General features: G+C 52.8%; 14 protein-coding genes. All 14 read left to right on the top strand.

What is annotated here, in order from left to right; all coding sequences use genetic code 11:
- The first annotated feature begins 189 nt into the window (after positions 1 to 189).
- The 14 genes from cysN to DA373_RS04380 all read left to right on the top strand — a co-directional run bounded on the left by cysN (position 190) and on the right by DA373_RS04380 (position 17,003).
- The gene (gene cysN, locus DA373_RS04445) at positions 190 to 2,121 is read left to right on the top strand and encodes a sulfate adenylyltransferase subunit CysN (RefSeq protein ID WP_107851135.1); all 1,932 of its coding nucleotides are present in this window, start codon (positions 190 to 192) and stop codon (positions 2,119 to 2,121) included.
- Complete coding sequence (locus DA373_RS04440; protein WP_107851134.1) at positions 2,118 to 3,842, top strand: SLC13 family permease; 1,725 nt, start codon at positions 2,118 to 2,120, stop codon at positions 3,840 to 3,842. Before cysN ends, DA373_RS04440 begins: the two co-directional genes overlap by 4 nt.
- Before the next feature lie 44 nt (positions 3,843 to 3,886).
- Positions 3,887 to 4,951 carry a glycosyltransferase gene (locus DA373_RS04435; RefSeq protein ID WP_157953677.1) on the top strand — a complete coding sequence of 355 codons (1,065 nt, stop codon included), beginning with the start codon at positions 3,887 to 3,889 and terminating at the stop codon, positions 4,949 to 4,951.
- Positions 4,938 to 5,879: a glycosyltransferase family 2 protein gene (locus DA373_RS04430; protein WP_107851132.1), complete on the top strand. Its 942-nt coding sequence runs from the start codon at positions 4,938 to 4,940 to the stop codon at positions 5,877 to 5,879. The genes DA373_RS04435 and DA373_RS04430 overlap by 14 nt, the downstream gene beginning before the upstream one ends.
- Positions 5,880 to 7,085 carry a hypothetical protein gene (locus DA373_RS04425; protein WP_107851131.1) on the top strand — a complete coding sequence of 402 codons (1,206 nt, stop codon included), beginning with the start codon at positions 5,880 to 5,882 and terminating at the stop codon, positions 7,083 to 7,085.
- Positions 7,086 to 7,100: 15 nt separating this feature from the next.
- Positions 7,101 to 8,162 (top strand): glycosyltransferase family 4 protein, encoded by a 1,062-nt coding sequence (locus DA373_RS04420; protein WP_107851130.1) that lies wholly within the window; start codon positions 7,101 to 7,103, stop codon positions 8,160 to 8,162.
- 168 nt (positions 8,163 to 8,330) lie between these two features.
- A complete protein-coding gene (locus tag DA373_RS04415; RefSeq protein WP_107851129.1) occupies positions 8,331 to 9,713 on the top strand; it encodes an undecaprenyl-phosphate glucose phosphotransferase in 1,383 nt (460 codons plus the stop codon).
- A gap of 141 nt (positions 9,714 to 9,854) precedes the next feature.
- Entirely contained in the window at positions 9,855 to 10,211 is a 357-nt protein-coding gene (locus DA373_RS04410; RefSeq protein ID WP_107851128.1) for a VanZ family protein, read from the top strand.
- A gap of 258 nt (positions 10,212 to 10,469) precedes the next feature.
- Entirely contained in the window at positions 10,470 to 11,846 is a 1,377-nt protein-coding gene (locus DA373_RS04405; RefSeq protein WP_107851127.1) for an MBL fold metallo-hydrolase, read from the top strand.
- A 285-nt stretch (positions 11,847 to 12,131) separates the two neighbouring features.
- Positions 12,132 to 12,434 carry a nucleotidyltransferase domain-containing protein gene (locus tag DA373_RS04400; protein ID WP_107851126.1) on the top strand — a complete coding sequence of 101 codons (303 nt, stop codon included), beginning with the start codon at positions 12,132 to 12,134 and terminating at the stop codon, positions 12,432 to 12,434.
- Positions 12,424 to 12,810 carry an HI0074 family nucleotidyltransferase substrate-binding subunit gene (locus DA373_RS04395; protein ID WP_107851125.1) on the top strand — a complete coding sequence of 129 codons (387 nt, stop codon included), beginning with the start codon at positions 12,424 to 12,426 and terminating at the stop codon, positions 12,808 to 12,810. Before DA373_RS04400 ends, DA373_RS04395 begins: the two co-directional genes overlap by 11 nt.
- Positions 12,811 to 12,908: 98 nt before the next feature.
- Entirely contained in the window at positions 12,909 to 13,934 is a 1,026-nt protein-coding gene (gene galE / locus DA373_RS04390; RefSeq protein WP_107851124.1) for a UDP-glucose 4-epimerase GalE, read from the top strand.
- A 99-nt stretch (positions 13,935 to 14,033) separates the two neighbouring features.
- The gene (gene pgi / locus DA373_RS04385; protein WP_107851123.1) at positions 14,034 to 15,692 is read left to right on the top strand and encodes a glucose-6-phosphate isomerase; all 1,659 of its coding nucleotides are present in this window, start codon (positions 14,034 to 14,036) and stop codon (positions 15,690 to 15,692) included.
- Positions 15,693 to 15,761: 69 nt separating this feature from the next.
- Positions 15,762 to 17,003, top strand: a complete 1,242-nt coding sequence (locus DA373_RS04380; RefSeq protein ID WP_107851122.1) for an O-antigen ligase family protein — start codon at positions 15,762 to 15,764, stop codon at positions 17,001 to 17,003.
- The last annotated feature ends 315 nt before the right edge of the window (positions 17,004 to 17,318 follow it).

Raw genomic sequence — 17,318 nt, 5'->3', positions numbered from 1 at the left:
GTCTATATCGGCATCGAAATTGGCTATATCAACGAGCAACAGGGTCGGCATTGGTTACAGGAAACCCGTGATATTTCAGCCATGCTGCACGGGCTTATTACCACCCTGAATGACGAACAAAACGCCGCAAGCTGACGCTTTGACATACAGCATACAGCTTACGGCATATAGCTCTGAAGGATACGCAAGATGCACCAGTCATCTCTGATAGAAAGCAATATCAACGAATACCTCAAGCAGCACGAAAGCAAGAGTCTGCTGCGCTTCATCACCTGCGGCAGCGTGGACGATGGCAAGAGTACCCTGATCGGGCGCTTGTTGTTCGAGTCCAAGATGCTGTTTGAAGATCAGCTGGCCGCCATGGAAGCGGACTCGAAAAAATACGGTACCCAGGGCGAAGACATCGACTTTGCGCTGCTGGTGGACGGCCTCGCCGCCGAGCGCGAGCAGGGCATCACCATTGACGTGGCCTACCGCTTCTTCTCCACCGACAAGCGCAAGTTTATCGTGGCCGACACCCCCGGACACGAGCAGTACACCCGCAACATGGTGACCGGCGCCTCTACCGCCGATGCCGCCATTCTGATGGTGGACGCACGCAAGGGCATTCTCACCCAGACCCGCCGCCACAGCTACCTGATGTCGCTGCTGGGCATTCGCCAGGTGGTGGTGGCTATCAACAAGATGGATCTGGTGAACTACTCGGAAGACACCTTCCGCAAGATCAAGGAAGACTACGCGCAGTTTGCCGAGCAGCTCAACCTCGACAACATCACCTATATTCCCATGTCGGCGTTCAAGGGCGATAACATCGTTGAGCCCAGCGCCAACATGCCCTGGTACTCTCAGCCCGCACACAAGGGCACCACTCTGATGGGCTATCTGGAAACCGTGGAAGTGGACGACACCCGCATGCAGCGCGCGCCCTTCCGCCTGCCGGTGCAGTGGGTCAACCGCCCCAACCTGGACTTCCGCGGCTTTGCCGGCACCATCGCCAGCGGCGTGGTCAAGCCCGGCGATCGCATTCGCGTGCTGCCTTCCGGCAAGGAAAGCACTGTCGACCGCATTGTGGTGCACGGCGGCGATCTGCCCGAAGCGGTGGCCGGCCAGTCGGTGACCCTGACCCTGGCGGACGAAATCGATATCTCCCGGGGGGATGTGATCTCCACCGCCGAGGCGCCGGTGGAAACCGCCGATCAGTTTGAATCCACCCTGGTGTGGATGCACGAAGACGCCCTGCTGCCCGGCCGCCCTTATCTGCTGAAGATCGGCACCAAGACGGTGACCGCCTCGGTGACCGACATCAAGTATCAGGTGAACGTCAACACCCTGGAGCATGTGGCCGCCAAGAAGCTGGATCTGAACGGCATTGCGGTCTGTAACATCAGTCTGGACCGGGCCATTGCCTTTGACGACTACCAGAGCAACAAGGACACCGGCGGCTTTATTCTGATCGACCGGCTCAGCAACAACACGGTCGCCGCCGGCATGCTGCACTTCTCCCTGCGACGCAGCCAGAACATTCACATGCAGCATGTGGACGTGAACAAGGACGCGCGGGCGCTCTCCAAAAACCAGAAGCCGTCGGTGCTGTGGTTTACCGGCCTGTCCGGCGCCGGCAAGTCCACCATCGCCAACTTGGTGGAGAAAAAGCTGCACGCGCTGGGCAACCACACCTACCTGCTGGACGGTGACAACGTGCGCCACGGCCTGAACAAGGATCTGGGCTTTACCGACGCCGATCGGGTGGAGAACATTCGCCGGGTGGCGGAAGTGTCGAAGCTGATGGTGGATGCGGGTTTGATTGTGCTCACCGCCTTTATCTCGCCGTTCCGCGCCGAGCGCCGTCTGGCCCGGGAGCTGCTGATCGAGGGCGAGTTCATTGAAGTGCACGTGGACACCCCGCTCAACGTGGCGGAAGAGCGCGACGTCAAGGGACTGTACAAGAAGGCCCGCCGCGGCGAGCTGAAGAACTTCACCGGCATCGACTCTGCCTATGAGCAGCCGGAGAATCCGGAAATTCGCCTCGACACCACCCGGCTGAGTGCCGATGAAGCGGCCGATGCGGTGATCCAGTTTCTTAAAGAAAAGGGTGTATTGTCGGGCTCTGTTACTGAATGAGTGCAACTCTCGTTGCCTGTGTGCTGGCTGGTCTTATTGCAACACTGGTGTTTACCCGCATCAGACCGCTGTATGCCTTTGGCGGTGCCGTGCTGATTTTTTACTTCGGTGGCTTGCTCAGCAAGGAGCAGCTATTGCTGAACTTTGTGAATGAATCACTGCTCAGCCTGTTTCTGTTGTTGATCGCCTCACTGGCGCTGGAGAAAACCAGCCTGGTGCATGACCTGGCCGGCTGGCTGCTGAAGGGCAGTGAGCGCCAGGTGCTGCTAAAGCTGATGAGCGGGGCAGGGTTGCTGTCTTCCGTAACCAACAACACTGCCGTTGTTGCGACCTTGATGGGGCCGGTGAAGCGTAGTCAGGTTATGGCACCCAGCCGGCTGCTTATACCTCTGTCTTATGCAGCCATTCTGGGCGGTGTGCTGACTTTGGTGGGCACCTCAACCAATCTGATTATTGATGGCCTGGCCAGAAATGCCGGCTTGCCGGGTTTTGCGTTTTTTGACTTTACCCTGGTGGGTGCTCCGGTATTTGTGGCCGGCATGCTGGTGTTGTTGCTGTGTTACAAGCTATTGCCTGAAAACGGTGTTTCACAGCAAAGTGGTAACGCAAATTATTTTACCGAATTCAGGTTGTGTGCCGGCGCACCCATGGCAGGCAAAACCGTGGTTGGTGCCGGACTCAGACAGCTTGAATCACTGTTTTTGGTAGAACTGGTGCGTAACGGAAGCCTGATATCTCCCGTTAAGCCCACTGAAATATTGCAGGCGGAAGACCGGCTGGTGTTTTCCGGCAACATGGCCGAGGTGCATAAACTGCTGGCACTACCCGGTCTTGAGCTTGCCCATTCTCCATCCGGTTTGCTGCAGCGTAATCTGGTGGAAGTGGTGTTAAGCCCGTCTTCATCATTGGTCAACCGTACCATTCGGGATGCGGCATTTCGTAGTCAGTTTGATGCTGCCGTGGTCGCGGTGCGCCGGGGCAGTCAACGAATTGCAGGGGGACTTGGTAACCTGACATTGCGCCCCGGTGATGTCTTGGTGCTGGCGGTGGGCGACGACTTTAATACCAGGCCTAATATTGCCCGTAATTTTGTCATGGTAAATGGCATGCCAGACAACACTCAAAGTGGCGGATGGCGTGGCACCTGCATAGTAACGGGGTTCTTTGCAGCGTTGCTGGCAGCGGCGACCGGAATGCTCAGCCTGCTGGATGCCATGTTGCTGCTGTTATTGGCTTATGTTGCATCAGGTGTATTGCCTGCATCGGAAATCCGCCGGCGAGCATCTGTTGAACTGGTGTTGATCATCGGCTGTGCCCTGGGTGTTGCTCAGGCCATGCTGAACTCCGGGCTGGCAAACAGCATGGCCACTTATATTGTGACGCTGTTTGCTCAGTGGGGACTATGGGGCGCACTGGTAGGACTCTATCTCACCACCTGGCTGTTGACCGAGCTTATCACCAACAACGCCGCCGCTGCACTGACGTTCCCTGTCGGCCTTGCCATTGCAGAGCAATATCAGGTGGATGCCAAGCCGTTGCTGTTAACCATTGCCTTTGCCGCCAGTGCATCGTTCCTAACTCCCTACGGTTACCAGACCAACCTGATGGTATATAGCGCCGGAAATTATCGTTACATGGACTATCTCCGTACCGGATTTCCACTGGCAGTGGTGTATGGAGGGATGGTATGTGGATTGATCCAGTGGGTATGTTTCTATTAATAGTGTGCACTTAATTCTTTATGAAATATGAGTCAGGTGAAAAGTTGAAGGTAATTACTGTAAATTCATATAAATCCAATTATCCCGGAGGGATTGAAACGTTGATTAGGGGGTTTCATGGGTTGCCGAGCCTTGCTTCCTATAGTTTTATTGAGTTTTATCGTAATGAATCCGACAAGCAACTGTATGAAGACAATCCGGCTGTACGCTACTTGCAATATGGATCAAAAGGCAAGAGTTTTGAAAAAATAAAATCTCGATTCTCGTTGTATTCTGGTTTTTTAAAGTTAAATCCAAGCCGGGGGGTGATTGTGATATTCCACCCTTCTGATCTGCTTTCCATTCCTTATGGTATCCTGAGGAAAAATAAAGTTGTTGTCGTTCAAACTAACCGGCTTGATGTCTACTTCTCTTTGGCTGCCAGGTTGGCATTGAGACTATACAGTGATCTGATTGATTTTTTTACTGTTTATACGGAAATGGACCGCCTGAAGTTATGCTCTATGTATCCTGAGTTGAATGAAAAAGTTAGAGTTATACCTCGAGGTTGCCGTATCAGAACTTCAGATAAAGTGGCGACTTATAGTACCAAGTTAGTGACTGTAACCCGGTTGGATGAAAAGCAGAAACAGCTTAAAACTATGGTTGAAATTGTAAAGGGGTTACCAGAGAGCTATACGCTAGATATTTATGGTGATGGACCCGACGATGAAATTGAGTATGTTAAGGGATTAGCTTCAACATGTGAGCGTGTCTCTTTTTTGGGGCATGTTTCAAATGTAGAGGAAGTTCTTAAGGATTACTCTGTATTTTTAATGACATCTGCATACGAAGGGTTTGGGCAGACATTGATTGAAGCGAGGAGTCAAGGTTTGCCAATTGTGATGTTTAATACTTTTGATGCTGCAGCTTTCATTGTGAATGATGGGTTTAATGGGTTTTTGCTTCCTTCGGGCGATATCCATGGCTTCAGGAAAAGAGTAATTGATATAACTTCATCTAAAGATGTTTTCAATACATATTCTATTAACTCATTGGCGAAGTCTGCTGAAACAGATTTGGATTTAATAAACAGAGAGTGGGATTCAGTATTCAATGAAGGCTCCTAAGTATAGTGCTATTGTCCCTTGTTATAATGGGTTTGATGACTTGGATAGTTTGGTGGAAACTTTATTGTCTATAAGTAGCGACTTGTTGGAGGTTGTTATTGTGGATGATGGGTCCGAAACTGATTACTCAAGAGCTCTGCCTTCTAACTTTTATTTGTATAAAAAAGATAACGGTGGAGTGTCTAGTGCCAGGAATTATGGGCTGGATAGAGCAACAGGGGAGTATGTATTTTTTTTGGATTGTGATGACCAAGTTGACCCTGATTTTATAGATGTCATCAATAGTGAAGTTGCTGGGAATAAGTCACAAGTGTATCTTTTTTCCCATAATTTTGTTTCAGGTGATAAGATTTATGCTAAAAAGAACAGATCCCTCATGGATGCACCATCTAAGCTTGTTTTAAAGAAAGTGTTTAACAAGCAGATTCTATTTCATAATGGTGCGGTTGTTTACAGTAGGGGTTTTCTGAAAGAACATGACCTTTGCTATAGTTGTGACCTTAAATACAGTGAAGACGTTATATTTATCCTGTCTGCATTGTCAAAAGCAAAGGCTGTGACTGTGTCACATAAATCATTCTATAATTACATTGATAATGATAATAGTGTGATTAACAAAAGTTTTGGCCCGACTTTCCTTGATCATTTGAGTGCATTTTATAAGCTTGAGAAGATGGCTGTTTCTTCTGAGCTGGAGAAAGACTTGAGTCGCTTTATATTCTCGTGTGTTATACATGTCATTTTTCGAGCAGTGATGGGGAAGGGGAAGGATGTTGAAGTGTTCTCGATCTTTTTAGACTATGCCAGGAAATGTGAGTACAAATGGCCTGGTTTTATTAATAAATACTCGCTTTTTTTAGTTGTTTCAAAGAGTGTTCTTTTTTTGCCTTCTTCTTTAATGATTGCTTTGTATAAGGCTGTCAAGTAAATGTATAAAGCAGTTTTTTATATTATATGTATATTTATCGTTTTTGAGAATACAAGCTTGTCTCGTTATGGTGGTGTTTTTACAGCTCCTTTGGCAATAACATTGTTACCACTGGTGGTGCTTTTATGGATCATTAAGATTAAAAGAATTACAGCATTAGAAAAGAGGCTGTTGCTCTTTTTCTTTCTTTCTTTTCTGATGTCTCTTTTCTTTATTTTTGTGTATTATAATCACGAAGCTTTTGGTTTTTTAGTTGACAGGGGGTGGCGTTTTTTCATTCTGGCGTCAGCATCGCTAGTTTTTTTGTTATATTTTTTATTGTTTGATTATAACACGCTCTGGAATGGAGTATTGTTGTCATCAGTTGTTATTGTGTTTGTTCTTTTTTTGAATTTGGTAGCTCCTGACTTTTTCAATTCAACATCTTTCATTCAGGGGACCCAGGCATTGTCGCCACATAGGATGCGAGGTGCGACGTTAGAAGCAAGTACGTTTGGTTTTCAGGTTGGGGTTGCAGGTATAGTTTTATCAAGATACTTTGCTGTTCCTAAGTTGCTTATGTTTTCCTTACTATCCTTCTTGATTTTGCTAACTACATCAAAAGGCGGATTAATAACATTTAGCCTGGCATTTTTCATTTCCTTACTCTCATCAAATGTTATCAATAGGAGGTGCAAGGCTCTTTTGGTATCTTTGTCTATTTTTGTCATTCCGTTTATCTTCATAACTTTTGTATTGCCGGCGCTTCAGTCTGATATAGACAAGTACAGCAGTGTTGCTACACGAATGACTATGATCTTTATGTCAATTTACACCTTGTTTACTGCTCCGCTAGGTGTTGGTTATTTTGGGTATTTGCCTAGCATTTATATGAACGGCGAAAGTGTGGTTGGGTTTATTGATTCTCTATATCCGGGTGTTTTTAACTTTTCCGAGGTGAAAAGTTATTTTATTTTTGGTGCGGTCAAGGGTGTTTCAACCAAAAGCTTTGTGTTTGATTGGATGATGTACTTTGGTGTCCCATTTTGCTTTTTGTTTTGTAGGGTTCTTCTTTGGTATGTGAGGCGGTTAAAAAAGGGAGATTTTCATTTTCTTTGTTTGTTTTGGTTTGTGGTGCTTTCAATAACATTTTATCTTCCTATAGATCAGCGTTTCATCGTGCCACTTGTTTTCGCTATGTTATATAAATTTTCGGTTAAGAGTTGATTTTTGGAGGTGAAAATGAGAGTGCTACATGTTGCAGAGGCACTGAGGGGGGGAGTTGATACCTACTTAAGAGGCTTGTTGAAGTATCAACAAAGCCAAGGGGTGGAAGTGCATCTGCTGGTGAAGGAAGATGTTGATTGGCTGCCGAAAGAATATGTTCACCATTACGATAAAGGTGGGCGTGGTTTTAAAAGTTTGTTCAGGTTGGCGAAGGAGTATATCAGGCTCGTTAAACGACTTGAAATAGATATTATTCACCTTCATGGCACTTTTGCTGGTTTTGTGTGCAGAATGCTAAAGGGGATAAGTAAAGACATCCCCTTGATATATTGTGCACATGGTTGGTCTTATAGTAAGGATGGCGCTTTTCCCTCTATTTACAAGTCTGTCGAGAAATGCCTTTCCTTTTTTTGTGATTCTGTTATTTGCATTTCTCATCATGACTACCAGCAGTCGGTGGCTGTTAAAGAGAAGAATGTACTTGTAGAGAATGCCGTGGAAGACACGTTTTATGGAAATGAGCCATTCGCGACTAAAAAGCAACTGCTCTTTGTTGGTCGCTTTGATCGACAGAAAGGCCTCGATATATTGTTGAGTGCTTATAAAAAGTCTTGTGTGAATTATGCTCTAGTTGTTGTTGGTGAGGGGGTTCACAATGATACATATATAGAAAGGAATATTTCCGGAGTGGAGTTTAAGGGGTGGCTGAAAGAGGCAGCACTTAAGGAGGAATATTTGAACAGCGCTGCTGTGATCATACCTTCTAGATGGGAGGGTTTTGGTCTTGTTGCATTAGAGGCTATGTCCGCTTCTCGCATGGTTATAAGCTCGGGGGTTGGTGGGCTAAAGCATCTCACGGAAATGTCGGAAGGGATTATTTATAGTTCAGAGGAAGAGCTTGTCAGTATTTTGAAAGAGTTTGAAAAAGTTCCCATGAAGAAGTTGGAGCTGAAGGGAAGAATAGCCAGAAGTTTTTATGAAAGTAACTACTCCATTGAGAAAATGAGTAATAAAATTATGCAGTTATATGAAGTTGTCGTGTCGAAAAGAAATGAGCTTCAGGCTCAAGTTGAGTGAGTTGTATTAAAGTAAGTTTATTGAAAAGAATTACTGCTGATATTGTCCTTGCAGATTAATGTATAAGTTATAGCTTGCCTTTATTTATAAAATGATTGAGGTGAGTGGCTCATTAATTTATGGGAATTAGGTCAGTAGCCTGTTTGCGGGCTTAAAGAGAGCACAATAATGTCACGAACCATAAACGGACTTACCGAACGTTATCCGGCCCAGTTGCTGATGCCGCTGGTAGACATGCTGGCGGTGGTGGCGGGCGGTTTGCTGGCCCACTGGTGGCGCTTTGGCAATATGCAGTTGCCCGAGCGCTCGGTGCTGGCCATGGCGCTGCTGGCGCTGCTGGTGGTGGTGTTTAACAGCGCCTTTGGTGGTTACCGGCGCTGGCGCATCAAGCGCATTCCCACCCTGCTGTTCCGGCTGTTGCTGGTGTGGCTGATTGTGGTGGTGCTGGCCACCAGCATTATTTATTTTGCCCATGCGGCGCACCGTTATTCCCGCCTGTGGGTGGGTATGGCGCTGTTGCTGTCGTTTGTTATGGCCGGCGGTGTGCGCATTGTAGTGCAGCAGGTGCTGCGTCATTCCCGCCTTAAGGGGCTGGCCACCAGAAAGGTATTTTTGGTGGGGCCGGGCAAAAAGGTGCTGTCGGTGGGCAGGGGCATGCGCAACACCCCGGAAGAGGGCCATGTGCTGGCTGGTGTGGAACGGCTGAAGCATGCTCCCAGCGAGCAGGAGCTGGCCAAGCTTGCCCGGCGCATCAGTGACTCGGGCGCGCACGAGGTGTGGCTGTGCATGCCATTGGAAATGGGCGAGAGCATTCGCGCCATTTATCATGCCCTGCGCCACCACACGGTGGAGGTGCGCTTTATTCCCAACTTTTCGGATATGCAGCTGCTTAACCACAAGGTAAGCGAGGTGGCGGGCTTTTTTGCCATCGATCTGAGTGTGTCGCCCATGAGCGGCATGGCCTGGGTGGTAAAACGGCTGGAAGACATAGTGGTAGGCGCGCTTATCTGCCTGTTGATTGCGCCTGTGTGCCTGGTGATTGCGGTGGCCATCAAGCTGACCTCGCCGGGGCCTGTGTTGTTCAAGCAGCATCGCACCGGGGCCAATGGCCGGCACTTCAAGGTGTACAAGTTCCGCTCCATGAAGGTGCACCAGGAGCAGCAGGGTCAGGTAATCCAGGCCACCAGGGGCGATGCCCGCATTACCCCCATTGGCGCCTTTTTGCGCCGCACCTCGCTGGACGAGCTGCCCCAGTTTTTTAACGTGCTGCAGGGGCGCATGTCCATTGTGGGGCCGCGGCCTCATGCCCTGGCCCACAACGAGCACTACAAGGAGCTGGTGGAGTCTTACATGAAGCGCCACAAGGTGAAGCCGGGCATTACCGGCTGGGCCCAGGTAAACGGCTATCGCGGCGAAACCGACACCCTGGATAAAATGGACAACCGGGTGAAGTTTGACCTCTGGTATATAGACAACTGGAGCCTGTGGCTGGATCTGCGCATTATTGTGGCCACCGTGTTCAAGGGGTTTATTAACAAGAATGCCTATTGAGGGAATGGGGATTGGGGAATAGGGATGTAGGCGCCGCTTTAGCTGGCGCATTCGTCCGACAATGCCATTTCTCAAGGCCTGCTCTGCAGGCCCTGCCAGCTGAAGCGGCAGCTACATTCCCCGTATTTTTGAGGTGCAATCATGGCGTTGCTGTTCCGGCTGCGGCTGGTGATTTTTTTTATGTTTCTGGCGGCGCTGTGTTATGGCCTGTTTCGGCCCGCGCCGCCGCCGGACTTGTTTGATGACTCCGATAAATACCTGCATCTGGTGGCGTTTTTTTGCCTTGGCCTTAGTGCCCGTTTTGCCTTTGTGCGGGCTTCCGGTGCCTGGGTGTGGAGTGCGCTGCTGGCCTCGGCCCCGGTGCTGGAATATTTGCAGCATTATGTGCAGCCGCACCGCACCTTCAGCGGGCTCGATGCCCTGGCCAATGCGGTTGGCGTGCTGCTGGCGCTGGCAGGATGGTGGGTGATTCGCTCGCAGATGAGTGGTGAGGGGTGAGGGGTGAGTTTTGAGTGTTGAGGGATGAGTGTTGAGTGGTGAGGGGTTGTGGAGCGCGGGCAGCTTGCCCGCATTTTGGCGCGAAGCGGCAAGGTTTTTGAGCGCCCTTACGGGCGCTGATGCAGGCTGGCAGCCTGCGCTCCACGTAGGCCGTACATGTTGTAGGCCCCGTTTTAACGGGGCAGCAGTGCTTAATGTGTGACGGTTTGCCCGGCTGAAGCCGGGCCTACAACGGAAGACAACAATTAAGGAGAGCCTATGAACAGGGATGTGGAAATTATTCACCACGGGGCGGTGCAGGGGGTGACCGGCTCTTGTCATGAGCTGCGGGCCAACGGCGCGGGCATTCTGGTGGACTGCGGGCTGTTTCAGGGCCGGGAGCGGCGGGATGATTTGGCCATCGACTTTGATATTGCTCATATCAAGGCGCTGGTGGTCACTCATGTGCATATCGATCACGTTGGCCGGCTGCCCTATTTGCTGGCGGCGGGGTTTGAAGGGCCCATTTATTGCTCGCAGCCTTCGGCTTTGTTGCTACCGGCCATGCTGGAAGATGCGCTTAAAATCGGTTTTACCCGGGATGAAAAGCTGATTACCAGAGTGCTCAAACTGCTGGCATCAAAACTGCGGCCGCTGCCTTATAACGAGTGGCAGGCGGTGGAGGGCGGTGACATACGCATTCGGCTACAGCGGGCCGGGCATATTCTGGGCTCGGCTTATGTGGAATGCGAGGCGAACGGGCAGCGCATTGTGTTCAGCGGTGATCTGGGTGCGCCTCATTCCCCCTTGCTGGTGCCGCCTGTTTCCCCCGAGCGTTGCGATGTGCTGGTAATGGAAAGCACCTATGGCGACAGGAATCATGAAAGCCGGGCTGATCGCCGTTTGCGGTTAAAGGCGGCGGTGGAGCATGCGCTGGAAGACGGCGGCACTGTGCTTATTCCTGCCTTTAGTCTGGGGCGCACGCAGGATCTGCTTTATGAGCTGGAAAGCCTGATCGCCGAGTTTGGCGGCGAGCAGGCGGCGCCGGGCCTGCCCTGGAACGAGCTGGAAGTGGTGGTGGACTCGCCTCTGGCGGCGAACTTCACCGAGCTTTACCGCCAGCTGAAGCCGTTCTGGAACGCGGAAGCCCGGGAGCGGGTGAGCGAGGGCCGGCATCCGCTGTCGTTTGAGCAGTTAACGGTAGTGAACAGCCATGCCGATCATCTTAACGCCGTGGGTTATCTGGCGCGCTCGCACCGGCCCTGTGTGGTGCTGGCAGGCTCGGGCATGTGCGCCGGCGGCCGGGTGGTGAATTATTTAAAGGCGCTGCTGAATGATGCCCGCAACGATGTGCTGTTTGTGGGCTATCAGGCCGAGGGCACCCCGGGGCGGGATATGCTGGAATACGGGCCAAAAGGCGGCTGGGTAGAGCTGGACGGCGAGCGTTTTACCATTCGGGCACGAGTGCACCAGGTAAGCGGTTATTCGGCCCATGCCGGACAGGAGGATTTGATAAACTTTGCCACCGGCATTACCCCGCCGCCCCGGCAGATTAGGCTGATACACGGCGAGGCCGGGGCCAAGGCGGCGCTGCAGGCGCGGCTGGTGGAGTTGCTGCCGGAAACGGAAGTGGTGATCCCCTTCGGGGAGCCGTAAGCTGTCAGCTGTAAGTAAAAACAAGCGTAGGTTGTGATGAGCGAAGCGAATCGCAACATTCTGCAGCCGGCCGCGTGTTGGAATTCGCTGCGCTCATTCGCAACCTACATTTGTTCTCGTTCCCACTCCGGAGCGTGGGAGCGAGATATAGATCGTCACCCCCGCAAAGGCGGGGGGCCATGTGTGGGTTTGCACAATATTGGCAGGGCTGGCGCCGGGGTCACTGGATTCCCGCCTTCGCGGGAATGACGGGGTAGGTGCGGGAATGACAGGGTAAGTGTGGGTATGACTGAGAGTATACCGTTTAAGCATTATCATTTTCTGGGGGAATTGGCGGCTCTGCCTTATGTTGAGGCTATCTACCTGTTTGGCTCAAGGGCACGGGGCGATCACAGAGAGCGCTCCGATATCGACCTGGCCGTTTTTTGCCCGGAGGCGAGCGAGCAGGACTGGCTGAAGGTGTTGTCTGTTATTGAGCAGGCCGATACCCTGCTGACCATAGATTGTGTCCGGTTGGATGCCGAACCCGAAAACAGCCCGCTACGGGCGGCCATCGAGCGAGATAAAAAGGTGCTGTATGAGCGTTGAGCTGAATCTTGAGCTGCTGGGTAATGCTCTTGCTCGTTTGCAGGAGTCTCTGGATTTTCCGGCCAGTCAGCCGCTGGTGGTGGATGCCAGTATTCAGCGGTTTGAATTTTGTATTGAGCTGACCTGGAAAACATTGAAAAAGGCGCTGGCGGTGGAAGGCATTTCGGCCAACACCCCCAGAGAATGCCTGCAGCAGGCCTATGCCGCACATTGGCTGCAGGACGAAAGCGAGTGGCTTTCCATGCTCAAAGACCGGAACCTGACATCCCATACCTACAAGGAAGAAGTGGCGCTGGATATCTACCAGCGGCTGCCGGCGCATTTGAGTGCCATGCAGGCACTGCATGAGTTGCTCTGTCAGCGTTTTGACGCGTAGGCCGATGCTCCAGGGTTGGCGCTGCGCGCCAAAATGCAGGCTGGCAGCCTGCGCTCCAGACGTATTCCAAGTATTCAATAAAAACAAAGAGAATAGTTATGACCATTCTGGTAACCGGCGGGGCCGGGTATATTGGCTCCCATACCGTGGTGGAGCTGCTGAACGCCGGCCATAAGGTGCTGGTGCTCGATAATTTGTCCAACTCGTCACCCGAGTCATTGAAGCGGGTTGAAGCAATCACCGGCAAGGCGGTGCCCTTTGTGCAGGGGGATATTCGCGACGCGGCGCTGCTGGAAGAGCTGTTTGCCGGGCATGATATTACCGCCGTGGTGCATTTTGCCGGGCTGAAGGCGGTGGGCGAGAGCGTGCAGAAGCCGCTGGAATATTACGACAACAACGTAAACGGCACTCTGGTGCTGGTAGAGGCCATGCGTAAGGCCGGGGTGTTCCGGCTGGTGTTCAGCTCGTCGGCCACCGTGTATGGCGAGCCGCAGCACATGCCCATTACCGAAGACTTTGCCGTGGGCGGCACCACCAACCCGTATGGCACTTCCAAGCTGATGGTGGAGCGAGTGCTGCAGGATCTGAGCCAGTCGGATGAGCGCTGGGCCATTGCCCTGCTGCGTTATTTTAACCCGGTGGGCGCTCATGAGTCGGGCCTGATTGGGGAAGACCCGAACGGCATTCCCAATAACCTGCTGCCTTATATTGCTCAGGTGGCCGTGGGCCGGCTTAAGCGGCTGGCGGTGTTCGGGAATGACTACCCCACACCCGATGGCACCGGGGTGCGGGACTACATTCATGTGGTGGATCTGGCCCTGGGGCACCTGAAGGCACTGGATCGCATAGCCGGCCATGCTGGCGTCAGCATCTACAACTTGGGCACCGGCCAGGGCTATTCGGTGCTGCAAATGGTGAAGGCCTTTGAGCAGGCCAGTGGTCGTGCGGTACCCTATGCCATTGCCCCCCGCCGCCCCGGCGATATTGCCGAGTGCTGGTCGGATCCTTCCAAGGCCTTGCAGGAGCTGGGCTGGCAGGCCGGGCTGGGCCTGGAGCGAATGATGGCCGATGCCTGGCGATGGCAGTCGCAGAACCCTGCAGGCTATGAGACGGGTAAGGAGTGAGGGGAGAAGAGTGAGGGGATAAATGGCGCTGTTTTCCGATAATCACCTCACACCTCACAATGCTGAGTTAACATTCAAGAATAAATAATCAGGAACGGGATGACGTCTTTAATCCGGCAGCCGGCTTTTCTGGCCCTGCAGCAGTTAAAAGAAAAAGAGCGGGCGGTTAGCCTGGCGCAGCGGTTTGAGCAAGAGTCAAACCGCTTTGCGCAGTTCACCCTGGGCTTTGGCGAGCAGTTGCGGGTGGATTTGTCGCGCCAGCACTGGTCGGCGGAGGTGCGGGAGTTACTGTGCCGGCTGGCGGACGATATGGGCCTTGCGCAGGCCATTGAGGGGCTGTTTGCCGACAACAACTTCAACCACACCGAGGACCGGGCGGCGCTGCACACGGCGCTGCGCATGCCGCCGGATGCGGTGGTCATGCACAAGGGTGAAAACGTGGTGCCTTTGGTGCATGCGGAGCTGGAGCGCATCAAGGCCTTTTGCCAGCGGGTGCAGGGTGGCGACTGGCACGGTTACACCGGCAAGGTTATTCGTGATGTGGTGAATATCGGCATTGGTGGCTCCGATCTCGGCCCGGCCATGGTGGTTGAGGCGCTGGCAACCTGTCAGGACAAGGGCCTGCGGGCGCACTTTGTGTCGAACATGGACGGCGCCCAGCTGGGCAGTGTGCTGGAAAGCCTGGATCCGGCTACCACTTTGTTTGTGATTTCGTCCAAGACCTTTACTACCGACGAAACCATGACCAACGCCCGCGCCGCCCGTGCCTGGCTGCTGGCCGCCTGTGGCAGTGAGGAGCATGTTGCCCGGCATTTTGTGGCCGTTTCCACCAACAGCGAGGCGGTCACGGCCTTTGGCATTGATAAAGCCAATATGTTCCGCTTCTGGGACTGGGTGGGCGGGCGCTTTTCGCTGTGGTCGGCCATTGGCCTGTCCATTGCCCTGGCGCTGGGCTTTGAGCGTTTTCAGCAGTTGCTGGCGGGCGCCCATGCCATGGACGAACACCTGCGCCATACGCCCTTTGAACGCAATATTCCGGTGCAGCTGGCGCTGCTGAGCATCTGGAACATCAATGTGCTGGGGCTGCAAAGCGAAGGGGTGTTTCCCTACAGCCAGCAGTTAAAGCGCTTTCCTGCTTTTTTGCAGCAGCTGAACATGGAGTCGAACGGCAAGGGTGTCACCAACGCCGGCCAGCCGGCAGACCATGCCACTGGCCCTGTGGTGTGGGGCGAGGTGGGCACCAATGGCCAGCATGCGTTTTTTCAGTTGCTGCACCAGGGCAGTGTGGTGGTGCCGGCGGAGTTTATTGGCTTTGCCCGCTCGGCCTATCCTTACCCCGAGCACCAGCGCAAACTGCTGGCCAATATGCTGGCCCAGGCTCAGGCCATGGCTTTTGGCAAGTCCCGCGAGCAGGTAGAGCGTGAACTGGCTGCCGAGGGGCTGAGCGCTGAGGCCATTGCCAACCTGGCGCCCTGTAAGGTGATGCCCGGCAACCGCCCCAGCACGGTGATTTTGTGTGACGAGCTTAACTCCTATAACCTGGGCGCACTTATCGCCATGTATGAGCACAAAACCTTTGTGCAGGGCGCGCTCTGGAACATTAACAGCTTCGATCAATGGGGCGTGGAGCTGGGCAAAAAGCTGGCTGCCCGCCTGATTGACGATCTGGCCGCCGGTGTGGCCGAAGGCCACGACAGCGCCACCAACGGCCTGCTGGCGCAGATTAAAGCATGGGGGAATGCAGGGAATAGGGAATAGGGAATCTATAACGGACTGCTGCGTCCTTCGCGGGACAGGAAATAATGTTTTTAAGCACGGACTTGTTTAATGAATATAAAAAAACTTATTGATAATAATAACTTTATATCGCTGATGGTGTTTTTGTCGCTGGCATTGCTGCTGTCTACTCCGGGTGGCTCGGTGGCGGCCTTTGCCGTGTTGCTGCTGGTGGCGCTGGTATTTCTGTTCCGGGTGAAGGATAAGGCCAGCCTGACCAGCCAGGACAAGCTGTTTATTTTTTCTCTGGTGTTTATGTTCCTGACGGTACTGCCGGCGTTTGTGACAGACGGCTTTCGGGGCCGTTACCTGGATCTCTCTTTGCGGTTTTTGCTGGCCGTGCCGATTTTGTTACTGTTGCTCAAAACGCCGCCCAAAGCGAGCTGGCTGTTTGCCGGCGCGGTAGCGGGAAGCTTTAGTGCATGTGGTCTGGCTGTTTACCAATACTTCTATCTGGGCATGCCCAGAGTCGACGGGTTTCTTTACAGCATTAACTTTGGCTACCTGGCCTGTGCGCTGGCATTTTTGTCTTTTCCCGGTGTGATCTTTTTCGAACGTTCCAGATGGAAGCTGACCGCTTTTGTCGGCTTTATGGCGGCTGTTTTTGCCATGCTGCTTACCGGTACACGGGGAGCCTATATTGCCGTGCCGGCCCTCTCGGTGTTGCTGATTATCCTTTACAGAAAAGAGCTGGGAGCCAAACTGCTGGTTCTGGTGGCGGCGGCAACCATTTCCATGCCGGCGGCCAGCTACATGGTGGTGCCTCAGGTTCAGCAGCGGTTCGATGTGCTGGTTAACGAGCTTGTTAACTATGAGAGCGGGGATGCCAGCAAGGCATACAGCTCCAGTGGCCTGCGGCTTGAACTCTGGACTGCAGCCATAGCCGCATTCAGGCAAAGCCCAATATATGGCCTTAACTACAATGAACGGGAAGCGCTCAATGCCAGCCTGGTAGACGAGGGCAGGGTGATTCCTCAGGTGCTGTCGGTATCTCGTGGTCATGCCCACAGTGAGTATTTTGAAATACTGGCCGGCAGGGGCATTTTGGGCCTGATTGCCTTGATGATGCTGTTTCTGGTGCCGGGAGGCATTTTTCTGCGCCGGGCGGTAAATACACAAGGCAAGGAAAAGGCGCTGGCTGCCGCCGGTGTTACCTTTATTGGCGGCTTTATGGTTTATGGCCTGAGCGAGGCTCCGCTGCAGGGCAATGTTATCTCCGGTTGCTACGCGCTGACTGTGGTGGCCATGTACGCCATGCTGAAGCGCCCGGAGGCCGCCGGGCTGCGGTCGTAACTTCTCGCGCTCCTTCTCGTCATGCCCGCGAAAGCGGGCATCCAGTGAACCCGGCGTCTGAACCGTCTGTATTGTGCGGTTCAGCCCTGGGCTCCCGCCTTCGCGGGAGCGACGGAAGAAAGCGCGGGAGCGACGATGAGCTTTCCGCGTCTGCTCCATTGTTGGGATTCGCTGCGCTCATCGCCAACCTACGCCTCACCACTCACCACTCACCACTCATCACTCATCACTCATCACTCATCACTCATCACTCACCACTTTACTCACCACTTTCCTTTCAGAATCGTTCGATTTTTCACCACCTTTCCATAACTT

The sequence above is a fragment of the Oceanimonas marisflavi genome (assembly GCF_003049725.1).
Taxonomy (GTDB): domain Bacteria; phylum Pseudomonadota; class Gammaproteobacteria; order Enterobacterales; family Aeromonadaceae; genus Oceanimonas; species Oceanimonas marisflavi.
This window is presented reverse-complemented; position numbering and strand designations above follow the sequence as displayed.